Raw genomic sequence first — 23,101 nt, 5'->3', positions numbered from 1 at the left:
CTAAATTATACGATTCGGTAAATAGACAGAGAATGTAGTTCCTTCTCCAACAACACTTGATACAGAAATTTTACCATCATGGCCTTGAACAATATTTTTCGCAATCGCAAGCCCGAGTCCTGTTCCACCTTTTTTCCCACGTGTTCTTGCTTTATCAGCTTTATAGAAACGATCAAATAAAAATGGAATATCTTCTTCTGGAATACCAACGCCCGAATCTTGTACTTCAAAAATGAGACCATTATTTTTCGTATCAATTACAAGTGTTACATGTCCGCCTGCGTTCGTATGACGTATTGCGTTATCAATTAAATTCGTCAATACTTGTTCCATACGATCTGCATCAAACGGGTATTGTTCAATTGGATTTTTGAAATCAACTGTTAGTTCAACTTCTTTATCCTTTGCGATCCCTTGGAATTTACGACCAATTTTTTCAACAAACGGATGTATGTCCACTTCACCTATATGTAACTCTACATTACCACTTTCCATGCGTGCTAAATCTAATAATTCATTTACAAGTTTACCTAAACGAACGGATTCATCATAAATGATTTGAACAAACTCATTAATTTCTTCTTTCGTTTGCACAATATCATCTAAAATTGCTTCACTATACCCTTGCAGCATGACCATCGGTGTACGAAGTTCATGCGATACATTCGCAATAAAGTCTTGACGCATCTTTTCAAGACGACGTTCTTCCGTCATATCTCGCAGTACTGCTACAGCCCCGCGAATTTTCGTTTGATTGTAGAGCGGCGTCATAAGAACTACATAGTTCCCTTTTTGTAAATTAATTTCAACAACTTGTTGTTGTTCGCTTTCTACAACGAGATGGAATAGTTCAACAAGTTCAGAAGGCAGTTTTTTACTGAGCTCTATCTCTTTTTCTTCTTGCCAAACTTGTAAGAAATGTTCAGCCGGCGGATTGATTACTACAACTTCACCTTCTTGATTTAATGTAATAACCCCATCTGCCATACTACTCAAAATACTTGCTAACTGTTCTTTCTCTTGCTGCAGGGCATTCATATTAAACTTCAACTGTTTCCCCATTTGATTTAAGGCCGTTGCAAGCTCACCAATCTCGTCCTGAGATACCATAGGAGCTTTCGCATCAAACTTCCCACGCGACACTTCAAAAGCAACCTCACGCATTTTACGAAGTGGTGCTGTAATTCGAGTAGATAAGAAGAATGCAAAGAAAGTTGTTAATATAATCGCAATCCCTGCTGATAAGAATATAAAATCAGTCGTTCTTTCCATACCTTGTATCGGCACTTGTAAAGATTCGTACACAAACACTGCACTTTGATTTTTTGATTGCACTGGTTTTCCGACAATCATAATATCATTTTCAGTATTTTTATTCTTTCTACTATTAGAGGCTTTTCTAATGTTATTCTTAATTTCTTTTTTGTCTGTAAACACAGCCGCTAATTCTTTATCTTCTTTTAAGTCATCCATTGTAAGAGTGACTAAGCCTTCTTGTTTCGGTGAAGAAGAGATTTCTTTACCATCTTCTACAATAATAATCCTTGAAAGTGGATCAGAGAATTTGTAAGCGATATTCTCAATCGTTTTTACATCGGCACCTTCTTCAATTAACTCTGAAACACTTGTTGCGACTTTTTGAAGCCTAGCTTCACTCATATCAACATAATACGTTCTAAAAAACTGTGAAAGTAAAATCGCAACAAATCCAAGAACAAACGAAACGAGAAGTAATATGGTCATCCATAACTTCCCTACTACACTTCTCCAAAGCATCAGTCGTTCACAACCTCAAATTTGTAACCTACACCCCAAACAGTAACAATCATTTTCGCTGCATCTGGTGATTTTTTGCTTAACTTCTCACGTAAACGCTTTACATGTGTATCAACTGTACGTAAATCTCCGAAGAATTCATATTGCCATACTTCTTTTAACAGTTGCTCACGATCGAATACTTTATCAGGAGCTTTCGCTAAAAATAATAGTAACTCATATTCTTTCGGCGTTAAGTTTACTTCATTACCATCTGCAGTAACACGGTGTGCATCGTTGTCAATTGTTAAGTGCGGGAATACAGTAACATCTTTTGTCGTTGTATCTTGTGTAAAGAATGTTGTTGGTACAGCACGACGTAATACCGCTTTCACACGTAGCACGACCTCACGTGGACTAAATGGCTTTACAATATAATCATCTGTTCCAACTTCAAATCCTTGTACTCTATTTACTTCTTCACCTTTTGCTGTCAGCATAATAATTGGTGTCGCTTTCTTCTCACGAACCCCTTTACATACTTCAATGCCATCTTTACCAGGCATCATAAGATCTAATAAGATTAAATCGTAATCATTTTGTAACGCCATTTCTAAAGCTGTATCACCATTATCTGCTTCTTCAATTGTGTATTGTTCTCTTTCTAAGTACATTTTCAATAAACGACGAATACGATCCTCATCATCTACAATTAAAATTCTTGATTCATTTTCCATCTCTACCCGCTGCGTACTCTCACTTCAGCGGTTCACACCTACCCTTCTTTACTATTATGTTGCGCTATTCTCGTTTATTTAAGCAATCTTCTAAATGTTTCACTTCCCATATTATGCTTCACAAGAATAATAAATTTTGTTCAATTTTTTTCCAAAACTATGTATTTTTTTTGAACAGTATATAATGTCCTCGACATCATTTTACAAAATCAACCGCTACTTTGTCATGTTTTTCTCAAAAAAGAAGAAAAGTTGACAAAAATAAAATAGGAAAGTGACATGCACTCTCCTATTTTATTTCTCTATGCATATGAATGTAAACCGGCAATAATTAAGTTTACTACAATAAAGTTAAACATAATAATTGCAAAACCAATTACTGCAAGCCAAGCTGATTTCTCTCCATGCCACCCTTTAGATAATCGTAAATGTAGTACTGCAGCATAAAAGAGCCACGTTATAAGTGCCCAAACCTCTTTCGGATCCCAGCCCCAAAAACGCGTCCACGCTATTTGAGCCCAAATCATTGCAAAAATTAACGCTCCTAATGTGAAAACTGGGAATCCAATTGCAATAGATCGATATCCGATTTCATCTAGTAAATCACTATTCGTATTCTTTACTAACGGCTGAAGTGCTGCCGATACTCGCTTCCGTAAAACAAGTCTTAATACAATATAAAGTAATGTTCCAACTAACACTGACCAAATAACAGTATTTAATTTCTTCGCATTTACAATCGCTGGAACTTCAACTGCCGGTTCTAATTTATTTTCTGTCAGTAACTTCCCTTCATGCGGTCCAACTAAAGCCGGAAGATTGTACTTCATTTCCAGTTGCTGTTCATTTTTATCAACCCATTGAAACTTCGCTTCATATTTCATACTAGAAAATACCGTTGTTACTCCAATAAATCCAACTGTACAAACAAGTGTAAATACTACCGTCTCTAGCCAAAATGTCCGTTTACTTCTCGTTGATTGATCTACATTTTTTAATAAATACATAACGCCCGTAATAAAACTAATCGCTAAAATTGCTTGTCCTGCTGCTGCAGTCGTCACGTGAATATGTAACCAATTACTTTTTAAAGATGGAATAAGCGGAGATATTTCCCTCGGAAACATACTTGCATAGGCAATTAATAAAAGCGCAACTGGTAATGCAAATAGTCCAATTATACTTACACGGTACATAAAATACATTACAATAAATGCTCCTACAAGCATCATGCCGAAAAATGTACCGAATTCAAAAAAGTTACTAACTGGTGCATGCCCTGATGCGATCCACCTTGTAACAAAATATACTGTTTGTGCTATAAACCCTAAAATTGTAATTGTTATTCCTACATTTGCCCATTTATGACCCTTTTCTTTAATGGCTCCACCAAAAAATAGAGTCGCAATTAAATATAAAATAAATGCGGTAAAGAGAAAGTTACTACTTATTTGCACCATATCGTTTCCCCACCTTAACTAATTTTTTTATCGATTACTTTATCATTTGGCTGTGGAATTGCTGTACCTTCTATTACTCTTTCAATATCTTTCTTTAAACCGAACCAATTTTTATTCGTATGCCCTGCAATCCACCATTCATCATTAACACGTTGTATCCAAATACGGCGATGATTCCAATACATACCTTGAATGACACCAACCATAAATATAAACCCTCCAATACCGAGAATCCAAAGCGTTAAATCTTTTCTTACAGTAAGTGCTGTTGCATTTTGCATTTCAACACCTGCAAACGACATTTTATATTTGTTGTTTCCATCAGGTTCTATATTTTGCTGAATACCAACAAAACTCACTTCACCATCTGGTGTTTCAGGTGTAAACATTTTAAATACAAATGCAGGATTGTTCGGTAATTTCGTTTTTGTATTTGGTTTTCCATTCTCATCAAAATAAAAATCAGGAAAATAGCTTAATAGTTCTAGAGAATAACCATTTCCTAAATCATATTTTTCCTTAGGATTCGTTAAATCTACTTTAATCGGTCCCCATTTTTGATTATTTTCTTTATTTTGCAAGTTGAAGGACATACTTTTAAATTCACTTTCTTTATAATCCACTTGATACACTGCAAATTGATCAAATTTCAGTGGTTCATTTACTCGAATTTCCGCTTCTTTTACTTTTTCCAACTTTGGTTTTTGCCCTGCTATATTTTCGCCCACAGCTTTATATAATACAGCATTCGTTTGGAAGTTTTTCGCAATCATTTTATCGCCTACACGATCAATCGCTTCCTCAAAAACTTCCTTGTCCTTACTTTTATCATAAACTTCTTTTATAAATTTCTCGTTTTTTAAGTAGTATTGTCCATCCGTCCCTGGTATTTCTTTCGTTTCACCATCACGTAACCAAAGTGCTTCGTCTACGTACATACTCGGTAAAAAACGAAGCATCGCACCGAATAAAAAGATAATAAGACCGATATGATTTACATATGGACCCCAACGCGAGAAGCGTCCCTTTTCTGCTAAAACGTTTCCGTCTTCCACTTTCACGTTATAGTTTCTTTTCTTTAAATTCTTTTGCACTCTTTCCAGGTCACCATCTTTCGGTGTACCAGTCCCATATAATCTCTGTCTCTTTAAAAAGCTAGGATGTCTTTTTACGCCTTGCTTTTTTAAAGCTTTATAAAGTGGAATAACGCGGTCTAAACTACATATCACAAGTGAAATACCGATAGAAGCAATCAAAATCATATACCACCATGAACCGTATAAATTATTAAATCCTAATTGATAGTATAATTGCCCTAAAAATCCGTATTCTTGTTTATAATATTCAGCTGGTGCAATCCCTGGAGTTATGTACATTTCTTGCGGAAAAATAGTTCCTATCGCTGATGCAGCTAAAGTTATTACGATTAGCCATACACCCACTTTTACAGAAGAGAAAAAGCTCCAAATTTTATCGACTATCGTTTTTGTTTGCGTGAGAGATCTCCGTGCACTCCCCTCATAGCGCATATCCAATAGTTTTGCATTTTCATTGCTTTCAAATGGTTTCCCGCAAGCTTCACAAAAAACGGTTCCTATCGGATTAACATGTCCACATTCACATTTAATTTCTTTCAACACTCTCACCGCCCCTGTCTCTATATGTACTATTGTATATTCTAACCTCGAGTTACCGCAATACTCAGAATTTTTAAACCAGAGGCACTATAGACACGCACCTCTTATGTAAAGGCTTTCTTTATTACGGAGTAATTTTCTTTAAATACCCTTCTAACTGTTCTTTCGTTTGTTCACCTATAATTTGCTCCACTACTTTTCCATCTTTATCAATCAAAAAGCTTGTCGGTAATGGACCTACTCCATATGTTCCTATAATCTTTTGTCCTTTATCAATAGCAACTGGGAATTTCAAACCATATTGGTTCACAAAGTTCTTTACTGCAATATCCGTTTCATCTGCATCTAACGCTATGATTTCAACGCCTTTTTCTTTATACTTTGGATATAATTCATTCATATAAGGCATTTCTTTTTCACAAGGTTTACACCACGTACCCCAAAAGTTTAAAAATACACCTTTTCCCTTTAAATCTTTTAGTTCAATTTTCTTCCCTTCTAAATCCGTCACAACAAAGTTAGGTGCTTCTTTTCCGATTTGCATTTTCTCTTTATTAGCAAAGAATCCTTGATAAAGGGTAAATCCTACAGCACCACATAAAATGAGTAGAATAATAACGCGAAATAATAAGCGATTTTTCTTCATATTACCTCTCCTCTCCTCGGTAAATGTTATGTATTATCTTCTGTAAATGTTGTATTGAATAAATCACCAGCAGAGCACTCCACTGGTGAATTTTTAACTCTATAGCTTATCTTGGCTTTGTAGAAGCAAGCGCGCGTAATTGTTTCACCTCATGTGGTGTCAATTCTCTCGCATCACCAGGTCGCAGGCTTCCTACTTCTAAGAAAGCATAACGTTCACGTTTTAATTTCACTACTTTACAGTCTAACGCTTCAAACATACGACGTACTTGACGGTTACGTCCTTCATGAATTGTTAATTGTACAATAGCCATTTCTTTACGCTTGTCCCAAGAAATAATTTTCACATGTGCTGGTGCTGTTTTACCGTCTTCTAGTGCAACACCGCGTTCTAACATGCGAATTTTCTCACCTGTTAATGGGCCTTTTATTTTTGCAACATACGTTTTTTCAACTTTATATTTAGGATGCATTAATATATTTGCGAAGTCCCCGTCGTTTGTCATTAATAATACTCCTGACGTATCATAATCTAGACGTCCGATTGGGAATAAACGTTGTGTAATTTCAGGGAAAAAGTCTGTTACAACACTTCTACCTTTATCATCTGATACACTTGAAATTACACCAGTTGGTTTATATAGTAAAAAATAAACAGGTTCTTCTTTTTCAAGAGGGATGTTATTTACTTCTACTTTATCTTGAGGAGTTACTTTTGTTCCTAACTCTTTCACTATTTTTCCGTTAACTTTCACTTTTCCTTGCTGAATTAATTCCTCAGCCTTTCTTCTCGATGCAATACCTGCTTGCGCAATCACTTTTTGTAATCGTTCCATTTCTTTTTTTCACCTCGAATTTATCTTACCTTACATTAGAAAGACTTGGCAACCGCATACGCTTTACGGTTATTCGCTCCGTCTCACTTAAACAACATAGCGATGATATTAAACATATAAAGGTCAAATCATGTTTTTATCCTTTATTATTGTCCATATTTTTCATATTTCTCACAATAAAAGTTCATCATTTTGTCAAAAATATCACATAAAAAAACCACTATTAAGCTACACCTTAATAGTGGTCGTATACGTATTATACGCGAAATAGCATAAAAAATGAATAGCTTTACTGAAACAATAGGGAAACAAAGACAATCGAGCAAATAATTCCGATTAAATCTGCAAAAAGACCTACTTTTAATGCATCTCCCATTTTTCTAATACCAACAGCTCCGAAGTATACTGTTAAAATATAAAAAGTCGTATCTGTACTCCCTTGCATCGTAGAAGCTAATCTCCCAATGAATGAGTCTGGCCCATATGTGGCAATTAAATCAGTCGTAATACTTAGACCAGCAGAACCTGAAATAGGGCGTATTAGTGCTAATGGAACGATTTCTGCTGGAACATGAATTAAATCTAGCATTGGCTTCATTACTGATATCATTGCATCTAGCGCACCTGAAGATCGGAATATAGAAATAGAAACAAGCATTCCAACCATAAACGGTAAAATGGAAATTGCAATTTGAATCCCTTCTTTTCCTCCCTCAACGAACGATTCATACGTCGGCACTTTCTTTATCGTGCCATATAAAAGGATAAAACCAATTACACAAGGGATTACCCATAAGGAAATTGTATTTACAATACTCATTTTTTCCGCCCCTTTCTACTCCTTCTTCGGTAAAAATAGCGGTCAATCCAAATCGCTCCAATCATAGAAAGTACTTGTGCAATAAATGTTACCCCAACAATTTCAGTAGGATTGGCTGATTCATACGTCATTCGAATTGAAATGACTGTCGTAGGAATTAATGTAATAGCTGATGTATTTAATGCTAGAAACGTCACCATAGAACGGCTCGCCGAATCCTTTCCTCCATTTAACTCTTTTAGTTGTTCCATCGCTTTAATACCAAGAGGGGTTGCTGCATTACCTAGACCAAAAAAGTTTGCCATCATATTTGATAGAATAAATCCCATGGACGGATGATCCTTTGGTATTTCTGGAAACAACCTTTTTACTATCGGCATAAAAAGTGAAACTAATTTTTTTAACAATCCGGCTTCCTCTGCAATTTTCATTAAACCAAGCCAAAATACTAAAACACTAATAAGTCCTATACAAATCGTTACTGCATCTTTTGCTCCGTCAAATACAGCCTTATTCACTTCTTCCATCGTTCCATTTATCATGGCGTATACAATCCCAATGACAGCCATCGCTACCCATACGAGATTAACCATCGTTCCCAACACCTATCATGTAAGAAAAAATTTCTTTCACATTATTCCAGTAAAGTCCCGTTGTAGCTACTAACTTCCGTTTACTATAAAATAAATTCCGTTCTCCAACTTTCTCATTGCCAACATAAACGTCTGTCTTTCCAACCTTTACTCCATCCTCAAGCGTTATACTTTTATCCAGTTCAACTTTTAATAACACGTTCTTTCTTTCCTCTTCAGTTAACGGCACGGAAAAACTATTTTTTGTATAAACATGGTTGGCATACTTCTTTTCATTTATTTCAGCAATTGCTCCTTGTCCTAAAACTTTCGTTTGTTTGAAACGTTCAAAACCTTTATCAAACAAATTCATATGATCATCCCAATCACTAGAAGCACTCAAAGTTACGACAATTAAATCTAGTCCATCTTTTGATGCCGTTGTAACAAGCGTTCTTCCTGCTTTCTTCGTAAAGCCAGTTTTTCCTCCTGTTGCAAATTCATAATAAGACGTTACCAACTTATGTTTATTTTTCCACGGGTAATCCCAAGAATCGGATTTATACGTTTTTGTTCCAAAGATTTTTTTAAATGACTCGTTTCCCATTGCATACTTTGTTAATAACGCCATATCGTAAGCCGACGAATAATGTGATCCATCTCCATCTAAACCATGAGGGTTTGAGAAGTGAGTATCTTTCATTCCAATTTCTTTCGCCTTTTCATTCATTAAATATACGAATCCATCTATACTCCCACCCACACTTTCAGCAATTACTTGCGCTGCGTCATTACCAGATCTAAGCATGAGTCCGTATACTAAATCTTCTAACTTCACTTTTTGTCCAGGCTTTAAATAGATTGCTGATCCTTCCACCCTCACCGCTTCATTGCTAACTGACACCATTTCTTTCATCTTCCCTGATTCAGCAGCTAACAAGGCAGTCATAATTTTTGTTATACTAGCAATTTTTTGAGGTTCATGTTCTGCTTTTCCGTATAATACACGACCAGACTGTTGCTCCATTAATACAGCATTTCGAGCACTGACATTGCTGTTCATCTTTGCATATGTAGGAATTGGCATAACGCTTGCGTACATAATAAGAAGCGTAATGATTACACAAATTCGTCTCATATTTCCCCCCACGTCCTTTTGGCACTTTTTGTACAAGTGTATGCTTGGCCTTTTAAAATATGAACGAAATCTTCCTTCTGCTTCCATTAAAAAAGACGCAGAGAATTTGCGTCTAATATGGTGTCCATTCAATTTGTTTCGCAGTTTCAAACCTTTTTTCTACATCAGGCCAATTTACAACATTCCACCAGTTTTTAATATATTCATCTTTTCGATTTTGGTATTGTAAATAATACGCATGTTCCCAGACATCTAGTACAAGGAGTGGTATCGTATCCCATTGTGTAAATAATTGATGAAGTGTACTTTGCAAAATTTCTAACCTTCCAGACCGGGGCACCCAAACGAGAATTGCCCAACCTGAACCTTCTACTTTAGAGGCCGCTTCTGTAAAATGTTTTTGGAAACGTAAAAAGCTTCCAAAATCTTGTTCGATTTGTTGTGAAAAAGCACCTCTTGGACTTCCACCACCGTCTTTTTTCATGTTATTCCAAAATATCGTGTGTAAGTAATGACCTGACCCATGAAAAGCCGCTTCTCTTTCCCAATGCTTAATTAAATCAAATTGATTTGTTTTTCTCGCTTCTTCCATCATCTTCTCTGCTTTATTTAACCCTTCCACGTAACTCCGATGATGTTTATCATGGTGTAACATCATAATTTCTTTAGAAATATACGGTTCTAACGCATTATACGGATAAGGTAATGGCGGTAGTGTATGTCCTCCAATTGGAACAGCTCGTTCGCTATCCCCTCTTTCATATAATTCATATTCCTCTTCTTCTTGCATAAATACTTCCTGCAAGTGATGCTGAATATGTTCTACATCATCACTTATTTCATACATAAACTCTGCATCTGTTTCATACTCATGCTCTTTCATACGCTCTAACAACGTCTGAATTTTATAAGCAAGCATATGGACATCATACACTTCCATTGCGCGGCTATCTAATACGTGAAGAACACTTTCACACCAATTTTCTACTTCATGAAAGTAATCTGTAAATACACCTTGCTGATTCATGTTGCACCTCCCTAATGCTATCCACTTAACTATATTCAATGAAAATCCCTTATATAACTGTACAAAAGGAAAAGAAGCTAAGTCACCTTAGCTTCTTTTCCGCAATCAATATTTGTGTAACATCTTTGTCTGATAATCCGTCTCATAATATTCTAGTTCTTCACGCATCAATTGAAATTTACCTTCTAAACTCTTCATCACTTGCCCCAAAGATGCAGGTGGTGTTTGTTGAAAAACGATAGAATTTTTTCCTGTATATGCAGACCGACTATTTTCATACCAATAATCACTCTTCGGTGAAAAAAACTCTGCAATTACTTGATGGTAAATCTTATATAAAATTTTTTCAGCTGCTGTTTTTCGAAATGGCTGACTATTCAACAAAACAAAACATGCATCATGTCCTTCTTCGCAAAAAACGAGAAGTCGTCTCATTGATGCTAATAACCCTTTATAATATTGCTCGTTCCCTGCCGGTGTCTCCTCTAATAAAGAAGGTAACGTATGATAATTTACATAATTGGTTATTAAATGAATAGCATCTTCTAAAAATATAGAAACTTGTTCTGTTTGATTTTCAACCATCAAATTAGACATTTTTTCTCTCTCCTTTGCCATTTCACGCTATTTCTACTCTTTTATTTTTATGTAATTCAGCCAATATTTCTTGTACTTTCAACACCGTTCCCTCATCAAAATATTGTTGAAATTCTTCCATATTATTTAAATACAAACGTTTTTGCGCACGAAGCTCCCTATCTTTCACTAAACAACATATCGCTACAATATCGCGCAAATATATGTTTTGTTCTTCTACTTTATACACTGGATTTCCTTCAAAAGGAGTAATTTCTTGTAAAACTTCTTCAAAATATCGAACGTATAAAACCGAAAAAGTTTTCTCTTTATCATTTAATATATATGTCACTTCAGATCTGTTAAAAAAATCCTCTGATGTATTAGGTTTCGCTTTTTCTAACTCATATCCTACATAACCTTTTATAATCATATACTCCCCCCTCCTCCTTCTTTTATCTTATTCTAACTTAATTTTCTGATAAACAAAATATTCTTTTAAATATACCTATATAAAAAATAGCTCCCCTATACAGGAATTTACCTTTTTATTTTTCTTGAAGTTTGTCATAATAATATTATTGTCTCAGTTTTCTTACACAAGGAGAGTTGTATTTATGTCGTTTTCATGGAAACGTTTCTTACAAATCGGGAAAATTATCTTCCCATTTGTTGTATTAACAATTGTATTCTTTCAAGCAAAAAAAGAATTAGCGGGCATTTCTTTTTTAGAAGCGATTGATACAATTAAAAACATTCCAACTGGAGGAGTCTTTTTAGCAATTACACTTGGTGCATTCGCTGTATCAACAATGTTCTTTTATGACTATGTTATGCTTCGTTACTTAAAAGCTGATATTCCTGTCCAAAAGATTTTCCGTATCTCGTGGATTGCTAATACTTTAAATGGATTTATCGGGTTTGGTGGTCTCGTTGGAGCCGGCGTACGCACAATGCTTTATCGTCCATACATAAAAGAAAATGGAAAACTTATTAAAAGTATCGCTTGGATGACAACTGCCTTTATTAATGGATTAGCCATTCTTTCATTTCTTGGTCTTATCGGAATATTAGACACGAGATTTATTTTGCATGAAAAACCATGGCTATGGCCTGTTCTTATCTTCTTTGCTCTTTTCGTTCCTATATATATCGGGTTTTCTAAATTAAAAAATAGAAAAGCGACGCAAACAGAGGGACAAGAAGAAGAGGAGAAAAACCCAACCGTTTTATACTCATTAGTTTCATTAGTCGAATGGGTATCTGCTGGTATTGTTATGTACGTCATATTATTATTATTTGGCATTGAAATCGAATTCCAAAAGTTTTTAGGCGTATATGTCATTGCTGCTTTAGCTGGTGTCGTTAGTCTTGTTCCTGGTGGCCTTGGATCATTTGATCTTGTCTTCTTAACTGGGCTTGGGCAATACGGCATCGATACAGGTGTTTTACTCCCTGCTATGTTATTATATCGTCTCGTCTATTACATCTTACCATTCTGCCTTGGTCTCATTTTTGCAGCTTTTGAAATGACAGGAGTAGCCATTAAAAAGTTTGAAGATAAACCTTTTATTGCGCCTGCATTAGAGACAACTGGTGTTATATGGACTTTGCAGCGTGACTTTCTAGGAAAGTTAGGTTCTTGGGCATCTGCTGCTTTAACAGTATTTGCTGGCTTAATGGTTATTTTATCAACCATTCTACCGACAAGTATAAATCGGGCACACGCCTTACATATTCTAGCTCCAAAACACCTTATTCAATTTTCTTTTAGCTTATCGCTAACATTCGGTATTCTCCTACTCATTCTTTCACGGGGGATATATTACGGAACAAAACGTTCTTATTATATGACGATTGTTTCTTTAATTGGAGCGGCTATTTTTAATACACTAAAAGGAATTGATGTTGAAGAAACGTTTATTTTATTAATCGTACTCGCTGTATTGTATATGCTTCGTAAAAGGTTTGTACGTGAGAAAATGGAAGTCTCACTTTCCGATATCGTAAAAGTTTTTATATTCCTACTTGTAACGTTATATTTATATAAAAACTTAGGTATTTTATTTGCAGGTGCAAAGGAAGCTTTCAAACCTGATTTTGTCGTTCGTAATATTACACAAGTGAAACGAAGTGCATTAGCAGCTGCCTTTTTTGTTCCTACTTTTTTACTAATTGGTTCACTCATTGCAAATCGTTATCGAAATGAATTTCCCGGGCAACCAGCTAATGATAAAAGATTACAAAACTTCTTAGATGAACATGGTGGAAACGTACTTAGTCATTTAGGTTTTTTAGGAGATAAGCAGTTCTTTTTCAGTAGTGATGGAAAAGCACTCATTCTCTTCTCAATAACTGGAAAACGACTTATTGTACTAGGTGATCCAATTGGGGACCCTTCCTCCTATCGTACTGTACTGCAAGAGTTTTTAGCTGAGGCTGATCGATTTGGATACATTTGTGTATTCTACCAAATTGAAAGTAAATGGATGAGTTTATATCACGATTTTGGTTATAACTTCTTTAAGCTCGGTGAAGAAGCTGTTGTTGATTTAAATACATTTACAATAACAGGAAAGAAACGCGCTGGCATGCGAGCTACTTTCAACCGTTTTGAAAGAGAAGGCTATACATTCTCTATTCACGAGCCACCTTTCTCAGACGAATTATATGAAGAGTTAAGAAAAGTTTCAGATGCATGGCTTGGTGGAAAAAAAGAGAAAGGTTTTTCACTCGGATACTTCGATCGTGAATATATTAGTCGTGCTCCTATTGCAACATTATCTGATGCAGATGGAAAAATTATTGCATTCACAACATTCATGCCCGTATATCAAAACGGATCATTATCTGTCGATTTAATGCGATATTATCCAGATGCGCCTAGCGGCATTATGGACGCAATTTTCATCCACTTATTCCAGTGGGCAAAAGAAAATGAATACCACTCCTTTAATATTGGTATGGCACCACTTTCAAATGTTGGTTTATCCACACAGTCTTTCTGGTCTGAACGAGTGGCTGCTGCAATCTTTAATAACGTTCGTTATACGTATAGTTTCAGCGGATTACGCCATTTTAAAGAAAAATATAAACCAGCATGGAGCGGTAAATATTTAGCATTTAGGAAGAATCATTCTTTACCAATTACAATGCTCTCTGTAACAAAATTAATAGGAAAAAGAAAAAACAGCTAAATTCTTAGCTGTTTTTTCTTTTTTGAACTTGTACAATAAATTCTTTTTCATACTTCTTACCATTTATATAGAAATTCCCCCACATTTTATACGTGCCCTCGGCAGGAAATGTAATCCGGTATTGTAATTGCTCATCCGTATCTACAGGCATAGCGTATAAAAAGTTCTCCTTCGTTTCATCCACGATATAGAGTGACTCTACTTCTCCTCTCTCTGAATGTAATTTCAATTTTTCACCCTTTTTCGCTTGAAACTGAAATGTTAACGTAACTGGTTCATTCGGATGTAATGCACCAAATAAAAGAGAAACTTCATACTCTCCTATTTTTTTTGTAAGTACACTGTCGATTGGAAATTTCACTTTTTTCTTATTGTTCTCCTCTTTCGTTCTACCAAAATCTTTCCTAGCGAATGACTCTACGGACTTATTTTTATCTTCGTATAAAAATATTGTATATTCTTCGTCTTTCGCTATTTTGGAAGATAACTTATATGACCCGTTCCCTGCAAATGTAGGTTTAATTTGTTGTATGTGTTTTAACTGTCCATCTACAATCACTGCCCGAATTTGATCATTTACACCACGAATTTCATTATTCTTTTTGTTTAACAACTGAAATACAATATCTACTTTCTCATTTCCCTTTCCATTTGACACATCCCACTTTACTTCCTGAACATCTCCTACAGTCTCTTCGTTTTCTTGATATTTTTTTATGTAAAATCCTCCTGCCACAATAAGTACTAACGCAATAAGTCCAATGACAAGATTTTTCAAAACATCACCTACCATTTTTATTGTCTCTGTTCATACAAAACTTCTTAAGGTATATATTCTAGATTATGATTTATGAAATCCTCCTATTTTGCACATATTACAAATAATAAAAAGATTTTAATTGAAAGGATTCGTAGTGTATAATGCAAATGATATTGATTTCTATCAATACATTATAAGGAGGACTTTTCATGAGTGTACATATCGAAGCAAAACAAGGCGAAATCGCTGAATCTATTCTATTACCTGGTGATCCATTACGTGCAAAATATATCGCTGAAACATTTCTAGAGGATGTTACTTGCTATAATAACGTACGTGGTATGTTAGGTTTCACTGGAACTTATAAAGGAAAACGTGTATCTGTTCAAGGTACAGGTATGGGTGTTCCTTCTATTTCTATTTATGTAAACGAATTAATCCAAAGCTACGGAGTTAAAAATTTAATTCGCGTTGGAACTTGCGGTGCAATTCAAAAAGATGTAAAAGTTCGTGATGTTATTATCGCAATGACGGCTTGTACTGATTCTAATATGAACCGTTTAACATTCCCAGGATTTGATTTTGCACCAGCTGCAAACTTTGATCTTTTAAAGAAAGCTTACGATGCTGGAACTGAAAAAGGATTACACGTTCGTGTCGGTAACGTTTTAACAGCAGATGTGTTTTATCGTGAAAGCATGGACATGGTTAAAAAACTTGGAGATTACGGTGTATTAGCAGTAGAAATGGAAACAACTGCTCTTTACACATTAGCAGCGAAATACGGTGTAAATGCATTATCTGTATTAACAGTTAGCGATCACATCTTCACTGGCGAAGAAACAACATCTGAAGAGCGTCAAACTACATTTAACGAAATGATTGAAATCGCTTTAGATGCAGCAATTCAACAATAATACACTAAAGAACTTGTCATACGTCTGGCGAGTTCTTTTTATGTAACTTTTTATAAATAACTATTTTATAAAGAGACAGATTTCTCCCCTCTACTTTCTTGTAACGTTTGTTATAATAAAGTGAAACTTTAATCAGTGGGGATTTTTCCCATTCTCCATTGATTATTAGTTGAACCAATCAGGATTTTACGGGCAGTTGATCTCCCGCCTAACTCCCTTGTATTTGCCGAATTTTGAAGTAGGAGTCTTATTACCTGTTAAGGCGGGATAAAGAAATCATTTACAGTATTTCTCATAAGAGGTGACGCAGTGAAAAACAGAAGTATCGTCTTTAAACTATTTTTATTAACATCAACTTTATTTACAATAATATTCCTACTTTTTTTCCTAGGACAATCTCTATTTTTAGAGAAATTTTATATTAATAAAAAAGTAAAAACAGTTCAAACTGCTTTTGAAAAATTCGTAGATAATTATGACAAAAGTGATAAAAGTTATGAGAAAGTTAGAAAACTAAAACAAGAATTTCATGATAAAACAAATGCCGATATGCAGTTTTTGGATTCTAACGGTATTATTAAAAGTGATAACAATTACTATATCGATGTATTTAATCCCAACAATAATAAACAGTATTCCATTCCACTCAATAATCTTTTAACACCAGAAGAATATAATAAATTCGAAAATTTAGGTTTAAAAAAAGATGTAATAATTAATGTTGATGGAGTCGTACAAGAGAATAATATAATCACACCACAAAAATTAGGAACGAATTATAATCAATGGCAAAACGAACATTTCTATTCGGATTTTCAGTCAATTAATGGTAATCCTTCCAAGAATAGACTTACAAGCCGATACAAATCTACAACTCGCATCGTCTTTACAGGTGTTATAACTAAGTTACAGCTCCCATCAAAAGCTGAGGTTCGTCTTGCAAATGATATTGAAACATTACAAGCCGTTCAATATTTTGCAGATATTATTAGAGATGGCACTTCTAACTCGAACCAATTAAACACGTTCATATTAGATGGCGGAGAAAATATAAAAAATAGTATCTTTGTAAAACCGATTATAGAAAACGGAAAGATTACAGAATATGCTTTTGCGATAGCATCTTTGCAGCCCGTTAATGAAGCGATGCTCGTTTTAAAAGACTATTATGTTTATGCCTTAATCATCGTGTTTCTCGTTATTATTTTGTTATCCTTCTACTACTCAAAAATCATTGTTAAGCCATTAATTAAAATAAATCGTGTTACAAAAAAAATGGCTAATTTTGATTTCAGCGAGAAATTACCTGTTACAGCTGACGATGAAATTGGCGGGCTTTCTGGCAGTATCAATACATTATCTGTAAATTTAAAAGATCGAATCGATCGATTAAATGTCGCTAATACAAAGTTACAACAAGATATTGAACGTGAACGTCAATTAGAAAAAACAAGAAAAGAATTCATTTCTGGCGTGTCACACGAATTAAAAACACCACTGAGTGTAATTAGAAGTTTTGCAGAAGGAATTAAAGATGGTGTTAGTAAGGATACTTCGTATTATACTGATGTTATTTTAGAAGAAACAGAAAATATGAACAGGCTGATTGTTGAAATGTTAGAATTAGCAAAGTTGGAATCTGGTACTTACAAACTAGATATGACGACGTTCTCAATCGGTGAATTAACGCAACAAGTCTACACAAAATTATTATTTAGCATGGAAGAAAAACATTTACAAGTGAATGTCGATGCAGACCCTTCTATACTTGTTAAAGCAAATCGCAGCCGTATTGAGCAAGTAGTTGTGAACTTACTAAGTAATGCAATCCGTTATACGCCAGATGGAGAAAAAATACAAGTCTCTATTATAGAAGCAGAAGATACCGTAAAAGTCGAAATCGAAAATACAGGAAACCCTATCCCTGAAGAAAGTCTTGAAAAAATTTGGGATCGCTTCTATCGTCTAGATGCATCACGTAGCCGTCACACTGGAGGTACCGGTCTCGGATTATCTATTGTAAAAAACATTTTAGACCTCCATCATGCCGAATACGGTGTGTATAATACGACTAACAGTGTTGTATTCTATTTCAATTTACAAAAAGTAAAAGAAGTCAAATAATTTGTCTTAATTTCACTAGGAGTTCACATGAAATTCACACTCTCCCTTTATAGTAAGAAACAAGTTAATCCTTTCCTTTACACATATAAAAGAGGAGAGTGCGTGAAATGAAACAAGCAGGACAACCTATTCAAAATGAAAAACAATTAGAAACTATCAAAAATATACTTTTACAATCTTCGAAACGTGATGGCTTATTATTCGTATTAGCTGTAAATTCTGGCTTAAAAGTAAGTGAAATCTTACAATTAAAAGTTAGTGATGTAATCGATGAAAATGAAAATGTTCGCCATTCCATTTTATTTTACAATGAAAAAGTGAAGAAACATAAATGGTTTGCTGTAAATGAAGACTTACAGCACGCAATCGAAGACTACATGAAAGAACGTAAAACTTGGAAACGTAATGAACCATTGTTAAAATCTCAAAAAGGAACAAAATCTATTACGAGACAACATGCATGGTACATTTTAAACAAAGCTGCAAAAGAAGTTGGATTAGAAGGGATTAGCTCACATACACTTCGAAAAACTTGGGGTTATTGTGCATACAAATCAGGTGTTGATATTGCATTTTTACAACACTTCTTTGATCACAGTACTCCATCAAAAACTTTAAAGTATATCGGTATTGCTTAATAACTCTTATACATAAAAAAGGTTACCATTTGAAAATTTGGTAACCTTTTTTATATTTCATATTCTCTTTTCTTGTCTCTCCTATACTGTAGTGGTACTCTAATACTAAGGGGGAGAAATTATGAACACACTTACAATTGAATTACCAAAAGAAACGGCTGAAAAACTTGATTTATTAAAACAAGCTTATGAAAAGAAAACAGGTGCTTCTATCTCTGAGAGCACTCTCGTTCAAACACTTATCTCAAAAGAATTTATCCAGGCGATAACTCCTTTTGATTTACAACAATTTGTCAACGGAAAAGAACAGCATTAATGCTGTTCTTTTTTTATCTCTATTTAAAATATACAAAGTTTTTTATATATTTTTAGAAAAACCATTGACAATGATAATGATAACCATTATCATTTATTATGAAGCCAACAATTGATGAATCAACCAAACGCTCAGTAACATTGTTACCCTCTTTTTCATATAGAAAGGCACTGTACATTCCCCCTGTTTGTACAGTGCCTTTCTTGTTTATTATCATTCAAAAAAATTTAATTGCTCCGGCTTCGGCTCACCATATGTAATGTTCATCATTTTCATAAGCTGTTTCGCATTATCTGCTGCATCCCCACCTGAATTGTTGTTAAACAGTACGTATATATCCTTTGTTTTCTTTTTTAATTGCTCTAGTCGTTCAACCCATTCTTCCAGTTCTTTATTGTTGTAGCGATATAAACAGCGAACCGCTCTCCAATTTTCCCCTTTATCAAGCCAACCATGAACATTTCGACCGTGAAAACGTATTAATGCCATGTCTGAATTCGTAACCTCTAACACGAGTGGCACAGAACCTATCCCAGCCTGTGGTTCATCACAAATTGTATGAACCCATTTCTCCTGTTCTAGAAACTGTAACGTCTTATCTCTCATTTCTGGATAAAACCATGTTTGATTTCGAAATTCTATTGCACATGGTAAACCTTCCATTTTTTCTTTCGTATATCGAAGAAAATCTACATTTTTCTTTTTGCAATCAAACCATGGTGGATATTGAAATAAAATTGTTTTTAATTTATCAGCTTCTAATAAAGGAAGAATAGACTGTTTATACAAATCAAACATCTCATCGAACGTAGAAAAAGGAATTTCACCTTTCATATGTCCTGTCATTCCTTGATACGCTTTTACGACAAAAGAAAAATCTTTCGGCGTTTCCATTGCCCATTTTATATAATTTCGTGCAGGTTGCATCGCGTAAAATGAACTATCCACTTCCACAATAGGAAAATACTCGCTATATGTTCGTAATTTATTTCTATTTTCATAGGAATCTATGTATAAAGAATTATGATCTCCCCATCCTGTCACTCCAATGAACAGCACATATATCCCTCCCTTTTTAACTTCATCTTCTATTCACTTTCCAAACACTTTGCATCATGTAGCCTTTTCTTTAAGAGTATCCTTATAAAAATATGATATACTATATGGAAGAATTTTTAAAATGAGGGGTTATTTATTTATGCTTCCAAACGATGCTACTGTATCTCATGAAAAACGAATTGAAGAACTAGAAAATAAAGTACGTTTTTATGAAGAACTTGTGAATCAATTACCACATCATTTCACATACAAAAATCCACATATTGGTTTACGAATAAAGAAAACCAGAACAACTCATTCCATTCAAGAAATACCAAAAGAAAATAAAGAAGCTAATTTTCAACTTACTTGTGATTCATTATTTTTATTTGAACAACTTGAAAAACACTTTGTTCATATTTTTGATGCCTTTTCACATCATGTAACCTTTGTCGATAGTAAAGGGAATATTACTTTATGTAATCAAGTTGCCGCAGATGATTTCGGTGTAATACGCAATGATATTATTGGAAAACCAATTCAACAATTACTAAACTTGCCGGAAGAAAAAATTAAAGCAATTGAAACATTAAGAACGGGAACAGAAATATATAATGAAGAAGTTTTAGACAAAAATTACGGTATTATAAATAACCGAATTATTCGTGATTATAACGGTGAGATTTTTAGAGTTATTAGTGTCTTTCATTATTTAAATACAGAACGTGATGCAGAGAAGTTTTCGTTAGCAGGGCGAATCGCAGCTGGAATTGCACACGAAGTACGAAATCCTCTTACAACAGTACGAGGATACTTACAATTTTTACAAGAAAGCGTTTCTACATCAAATCAAGAGTTATTTAAAAACTTGCTTATCCCTGAATTAGATCGTGCAAATAATATTATTACAAAATTTTTAGCTGTTTCAAAAACACGGGAATTTACAAGAGAACCGTTTCCGATCAATACATTTTTACGTGACTATATTCAACAGTTACTAGCTAGTGAAGTCTCCTTGCATAACATTTCAATTGATTATAACTTCTCTAATGAATTAGATGATATTTTAGTCAATATTGATCGACATGAACTTGTTCAAGTGTTTTTAAATCTATTTCAAAATGCCGTCGATGCTCAAGGCGACAAACCTCTTTCTATTCAAATCACTAGTTATCGCCTTGATAACTTCGTTCGGATTACTTTCACAGATAATGGAATTGGTATTCCTCCAGCTATTCAAGAATATATCTTTGATCCATTCTTCTCAACGAAGGATTCGGGAACAGGACTAGGCTTGTCAGTAACAAAAAAAATCATCCAAAATCATAACGGTACGCTCAAAATGACTAGTGCTCCAGACGGTACAACCTTCACTATTTCTATTCCGATTTTACCTAAAGTAAATCGTGAAGCAATTAACTTATAAAATGATAATGCTGTTCTATGAACTCCCTTTAATTGTTAAGCAAACTCTAACAATTAAAGGGAGTTTTTTTATGCTAATTTATTCTCTTTAAAACATATAGATTTTTCTCTACTTTTTTATTATTCGTGTTAGGTAGGTAAACTTCTTATTTTTTGAGAAATAGTAGTTTGTCCATCACGAATTTAATTTGAATTTCATTTTAATATATAGTAACGACTATTTATTCTATGAAAGAAAGAAATGAAAAGATGAACAATAAAAATAAAGGAAAAGTATTTTATGGTAATGATTGTTGCGAAGTAAGAGCATGTAGCCATATTAACATCTCTAAGTCAGAACTTACAGAATTTGTTAGACTTCTTCAAGCTCTTGGTCAAGCTATTCAAGCTGTCTTCCAAAACCCTTCTCAAAATAATATTGATAATCTGATTAACGTCTTAAATAATCTCCAACGATTCCTCAATTGCTTAGATTTGTCTCCTGCACAAAAACAAATTGCAAATTCTATTATCGCTAATCTGTTAACTATTTTAAGAACAACACCTTTTTCATGTGGGGCATTATACGTTGAACTACAAAGCCTGCTTAATTATTTATTGTATATCGCTAAGTTATTCAAAATTGATTGCTGTGCTATCGATAATCTCGTTAAACTCATTTCAGAAATTCAAGCTATCTTAGTTCAATATGGATCTGGTTGCCTAGGTGGAGGAACTACTGGTGCTACGGGGGCTACTGGACCTCAAGGCGCTACTGGACCTCAAGGACCGGCGGGCGCTCAAGGCGCTACTGGCGCTCAAGGTCCGGCGGGTGCTCAAGGCGCTACTGGCGCTCAAGGTCCTCAAGGTGCTCAGGGACCAGCAGGTGCTCAAGGTGCTACTGGACCTCAAGGTGCTCAAGGTATTCAAGGTCCGGCGGGTGCTCAAGGTGCTACTGGCGCTCAAGGTCCAGCGGGTGCTCAAGGTGCTACTGGCGCTCAAGGTCCAGCGGGCGCTCAAGGTGCTACTGGCGCTCAAGGTCCGGCTGGCGCTCAAGGTGCTACTGGCGCTCAAGGTGCTACTGGCGCAACAGGACCAGCAGGGTACTCCGATTCCTATAACTACAGCTGTCTTAGGTAACACAAATGCACAAACAGTATCACCAGGAAGCAATATACAATTCAATGAAACATTCGAATTAACAAACCTCTCCTTTAACGGCTCTGATACTCTAACTGTTTTAGAAACTGGTGTATACGATATTAACTTCTCCGCATCTACAACATTCCCAGGCTCCTCACCATTTGGTTTCGGTCTTTCATTTAATGGCCAACCACCTAGTCGTAATTTTTCAACTAACGTTATCGGTAGTGCGGTTTCTTTCTCAACGATTATTACTTTAACAGCTGGTACAACAATCTCTGTACAACCTACAGCAAATACTATCTCTATTCCAAATACAGGTGAAACAACTGCAGTACTAACCGTCTTCCGAATTTACTAA

20 protein-coding genes and 1 pseudogene are annotated in these 23,101 nt (G+C 34.9%); 7 read left to right on the top strand and 14 right to left on the bottom strand.

The features are described 5' to 3' along the window. From resE to ACUXVC_RS07430, 12 genes are all read right to left on the bottom strand, one after another. Entirely contained in the window at nucleotides 1-1,776 is a 1,776-nt protein-coding gene (gene resE / locus ACUXVC_RS07485; RefSeq protein WP_000964683.1) for a sensor histidine kinase ResE, read from the bottom strand. Further along, nucleotides 1,776-2,492 (bottom strand): DNA-binding response regulator ResD, encoded by a 717-nt coding sequence (gene resD / locus ACUXVC_RS07480; protein ID WP_000426861.1) that lies wholly within the window; start codon nucleotides 2,490-2,492, stop codon nucleotides 1,776-1,778. The genes resE and resD overlap by 1 nt, the downstream gene beginning before the upstream one ends. A gap of 302 nt (nucleotides 2,493-2,794) precedes the next feature. Beyond that, nucleotides 2,795-3,952, bottom strand: a complete 1,158-nt coding sequence (gene resC / locus ACUXVC_RS07475; RefSeq protein ID WP_000250087.1) for a cytochrome c biogenesis protein ResC — start codon at nucleotides 3,950-3,952, stop codon at nucleotides 2,795-2,797. A 14-nt stretch (nucleotides 3,953-3,966) separates the two neighbouring features. Then, nucleotides 3,967-5,592, bottom strand: a complete 1,626-nt coding sequence (resB, locus tag ACUXVC_RS07470; RefSeq protein WP_000910517.1) for a cytochrome c biogenesis protein ResB — start codon at nucleotides 5,590-5,592, stop codon at nucleotides 3,967-3,969. Nucleotides 5,593-5,713: 121 nt separating this feature from the next. Continuing rightward, entirely contained in the window at nucleotides 5,714-6,235 is a 522-nt protein-coding gene (gene resA / locus ACUXVC_RS07465) for a thiol-disulfide oxidoreductase ResA (RefSeq protein WP_000742194.1), read from the bottom strand. Nucleotides 6,236-6,341: 106 nt separating this feature from the next. After that, complete coding sequence (gene rluB, locus ACUXVC_RS07460; RefSeq protein ID WP_000440553.1) at nucleotides 6,342-7,070, bottom strand: 23S rRNA pseudouridine(2605) synthase RluB; 729 nt, start codon at nucleotides 7,068-7,070, stop codon at nucleotides 6,342-6,344. A 289-nt stretch (nucleotides 7,071-7,359) separates the two neighbouring features. Next, nucleotides 7,360-7,890: a spore maturation protein SpmB gene (gene spmB / locus ACUXVC_RS07455; protein WP_000029514.1), complete on the bottom strand. Its 531-nt coding sequence runs from the start codon at nucleotides 7,888-7,890 to the stop codon at nucleotides 7,360-7,362. Continuing rightward, nucleotides 7,887-8,483, bottom strand: a complete 597-nt coding sequence (gene spmA / locus ACUXVC_RS07450) for a spore maturation protein SpmA (RefSeq protein WP_000247810.1) — start codon at nucleotides 8,481-8,483, stop codon at nucleotides 7,887-7,889. The genes spmB and spmA overlap by 4 nt, the downstream gene beginning before the upstream one ends. After that, nucleotides 8,476-9,600, bottom strand: a complete 1,125-nt coding sequence (locus tag ACUXVC_RS07445) for a D-alanyl-D-alanine carboxypeptidase family protein (protein ID WP_001252626.1) — start codon at nucleotides 9,598-9,600, stop codon at nucleotides 8,476-8,478. The genes spmA and ACUXVC_RS07445 overlap by 8 nt, the downstream gene beginning before the upstream one ends. A 112-nt stretch (nucleotides 9,601-9,712) precedes the next feature. Beyond that, entirely contained in the window at nucleotides 9,713-10,627 is a 915-nt protein-coding gene (locus tag ACUXVC_RS07440) for a superoxide dismutase (protein WP_001075742.1), read from the bottom strand. Between the two features lie 105 nt (nucleotides 10,628-10,732). Continuing rightward, nucleotides 10,733-11,224 (bottom strand): YpuI family protein, encoded by a 492-nt coding sequence (locus ACUXVC_RS07435; protein WP_000067551.1) that lies wholly within the window; start codon nucleotides 11,222-11,224, stop codon nucleotides 10,733-10,735. 22 nt (nucleotides 11,225-11,246) lie between these two features. Beyond that, nucleotides 11,247-11,636 carry a hypothetical protein gene (locus tag ACUXVC_RS07430; protein WP_053564895.1) on the bottom strand — a complete coding sequence of 130 codons (390 nt, stop codon included), beginning with the start codon at nucleotides 11,634-11,636 and terminating at the stop codon, nucleotides 11,247-11,249. 184 nt (nucleotides 11,637-11,820) lie between these two features. Between ACUXVC_RS07430 and mprF the strand changes: the two genes are divergently transcribed. Then, entirely contained in the window at nucleotides 11,821-14,400 is a 2,580-nt protein-coding gene (gene mprF, locus ACUXVC_RS07425) for a bifunctional lysylphosphatidylglycerol flippase/synthetase MprF (protein ID WP_000010853.1), read from the top strand. Between the two features lie 4 nt (nucleotides 14,401-14,404). Here mprF and ACUXVC_RS07420 read toward each other — a convergent pair whose 3' ends face one another. Beyond that, entirely contained in the window at nucleotides 14,405-15,193 is a 789-nt protein-coding gene (locus tag ACUXVC_RS07420) for a hypothetical protein (RefSeq protein ID WP_000232602.1), read from the bottom strand. A gap of 176 nt (nucleotides 15,194-15,369) precedes the next feature. On the opposite strand from ACUXVC_RS07420, the gene deoD reads away from it, so the two are divergent. The 4 genes from deoD to ACUXVC_RS07400 all read left to right on the top strand — a co-directional run bounded on the left by deoD (nucleotide 15,370) and on the right by ACUXVC_RS07400 (nucleotide 19,155). Then, the gene (gene deoD / locus ACUXVC_RS07415) at nucleotides 15,370-16,077 is read left to right on the top strand and encodes a purine-nucleoside phosphorylase (protein ID WP_000110707.1); all 708 of its coding nucleotides are present in this window, start codon (nucleotides 15,370-15,372) and stop codon (nucleotides 16,075-16,077) included. Between the two features lie 309 nt (nucleotides 16,078-16,386). After that, nucleotides 16,387-18,201, top strand: coding sequence for a sensor histidine kinase (locus tag ACUXVC_RS07410; protein WP_069355308.1), 1,815 nt, complete (start codon nucleotides 16,387-16,389; stop codon nucleotides 18,199-18,201). Nucleotides 18,202-18,308: 107 nt separating this feature from the next. Beyond that, nucleotides 18,309-18,839 carry a tyrosine-type recombinase/integrase gene (locus tag ACUXVC_RS07405; RefSeq protein WP_000806236.1) on the top strand — a complete coding sequence of 177 codons (531 nt, stop codon included), beginning with the start codon at nucleotides 18,309-18,311 and terminating at the stop codon, nucleotides 18,837-18,839. Nucleotides 18,840-18,960: 121 nt separating this feature from the next. Then, the gene (locus ACUXVC_RS07400) at nucleotides 18,961-19,155 is read left to right on the top strand and encodes a DUF3924 domain-containing protein (RefSeq protein ID WP_001094860.1); all 195 of its coding nucleotides are present in this window, start codon (nucleotides 18,961-18,963) and stop codon (nucleotides 19,153-19,155) included. A gap of 213 nt (nucleotides 19,156-19,368) precedes the next feature. Here the strand turns inward: ACUXVC_RS07400 and ACUXVC_RS07395 are convergent, their stop codons facing one another. Further along, a complete protein-coding gene (locus ACUXVC_RS07395) occupies nucleotides 19,369-20,214 on the bottom strand; it encodes a DUF72 domain-containing protein (RefSeq protein WP_000897363.1) in 846 nt (281 codons plus the stop codon). 139 nt (nucleotides 20,215-20,353) lie between these two features. Between ACUXVC_RS07395 and ACUXVC_RS07390 the strand changes: the two genes are divergently transcribed. Next, nucleotides 20,354-21,619, top strand: coding sequence for an ATP-binding protein (locus ACUXVC_RS07390; protein WP_053564899.1), 1,266 nt, complete (start codon nucleotides 20,354-20,356; stop codon nucleotides 21,617-21,619). Nucleotides 21,620-21,867: 248 nt separating this feature from the next. Next, nucleotides 21,868-23,101 (top strand): annotated as a pseudogene (locus tag ACUXVC_RS07385) (Gly-Xaa-Xaa repeat protein).

Source organism: Bacillus sp. N6 (assembly GCF_052805735.1).
The sequence above is the reverse complement of the archived record's forward strand: the minus strand, read 5'-3'. Positions and strand labels throughout refer to the sequence as shown.

Coding starts and splice junctions, on each gene's coding strand:
- resE (WP_000964683.1), bottom strand. CDS start 1,776: ATGCTTTGGAGAAGTGTAGTAGGGAAGTTATGGATGACCATATTACTT.
- resD (WP_000426861.1), bottom strand. CDS start 2,492: ATGGAAAATGAATCAAGAATTTTAATTGTAGATGATGAGGATCGTATT.
- resC (WP_000250087.1), bottom strand. CDS start 3,952: ATGGTGCAAATAAGTAGTAACTTTCTCTTTACCGCATTTATTTTATAT.
- resA (WP_000742194.1), bottom strand. CDS start 6,235: ATGAAGAAAAATCGCTTATTATTTCGCGTTATTATTCTACTCATTTTA.
- rluB (WP_000440553.1), bottom strand. CDS start 7,070: ATGGAACGATTACAAAAAGTGATTGCGCAAGCAGGTATTGCATCGAGA.
- spmB (WP_000029514.1), bottom strand. CDS start 7,890: ATGAGTATTGTAAATACAATTTCCTTATGGGTAATCCCTTGTGTAATT.
- spmA (WP_000247810.1), bottom strand. CDS start 8,483: ATGGTTAATCTCGTATGGGTAGCGATGGCTGTCATTGGGATTGTATAC.
- ACUXVC_RS07445 (WP_001252626.1), bottom strand. CDS start 9,600: ATGAGACGAATTTGTGTAATCATTACGCTTCTTATTATGTACGCAAGC.
- ACUXVC_RS07440 (WP_001075742.1), bottom strand. CDS start 10,627: ATGAATCAGCAAGGTGTATTTACAGATTACTTTCATGAAGTAGAAAAT.
- ACUXVC_RS07435 (WP_000067551.1), bottom strand. CDS start 11,224: ATGTCTAATTTGATGGTTGAAAATCAAACAGAACAAGTTTCTATATTT.
- ACUXVC_RS07430 (WP_053564895.1), bottom strand. CDS start 11,636: ATGATTATAAAAGGTTATGTAGGATATGAGTTAGAAAAAGCGAAACCT.
- mprF (WP_000010853.1), top strand. CDS start 11,821: ATGTCGTTTTCATGGAAACGTTTCTTACAAATCGGGAAAATTATCTTC.
- ACUXVC_RS07420 (WP_000232602.1), bottom strand. CDS start 15,193: ATGGTAGGTGATGTTTTGAAAAATCTTGTCATTGGACTTATTGCGTTA.
- deoD (WP_000110707.1), top strand. CDS start 15,370: ATGAGTGTACATATCGAAGCAAAACAAGGCGAAATCGCTGAATCTATT.
- ACUXVC_RS07405 (WP_000806236.1), top strand. CDS start 18,309: ATGAAACAAGCAGGACAACCTATTCAAAATGAAAAACAATTAGAAACT.
- ACUXVC_RS07400 (WP_001094860.1), top strand. CDS start 18,961: ATGAACACACTTACAATTGAATTACCAAAAGAAACGGCTGAAAAACTT.
- ACUXVC_RS07390 (WP_053564899.1), top strand. CDS start 20,354: ATGCTTCCAAACGATGCTACTGTATCTCATGAAAAACGAATTGAAGAA.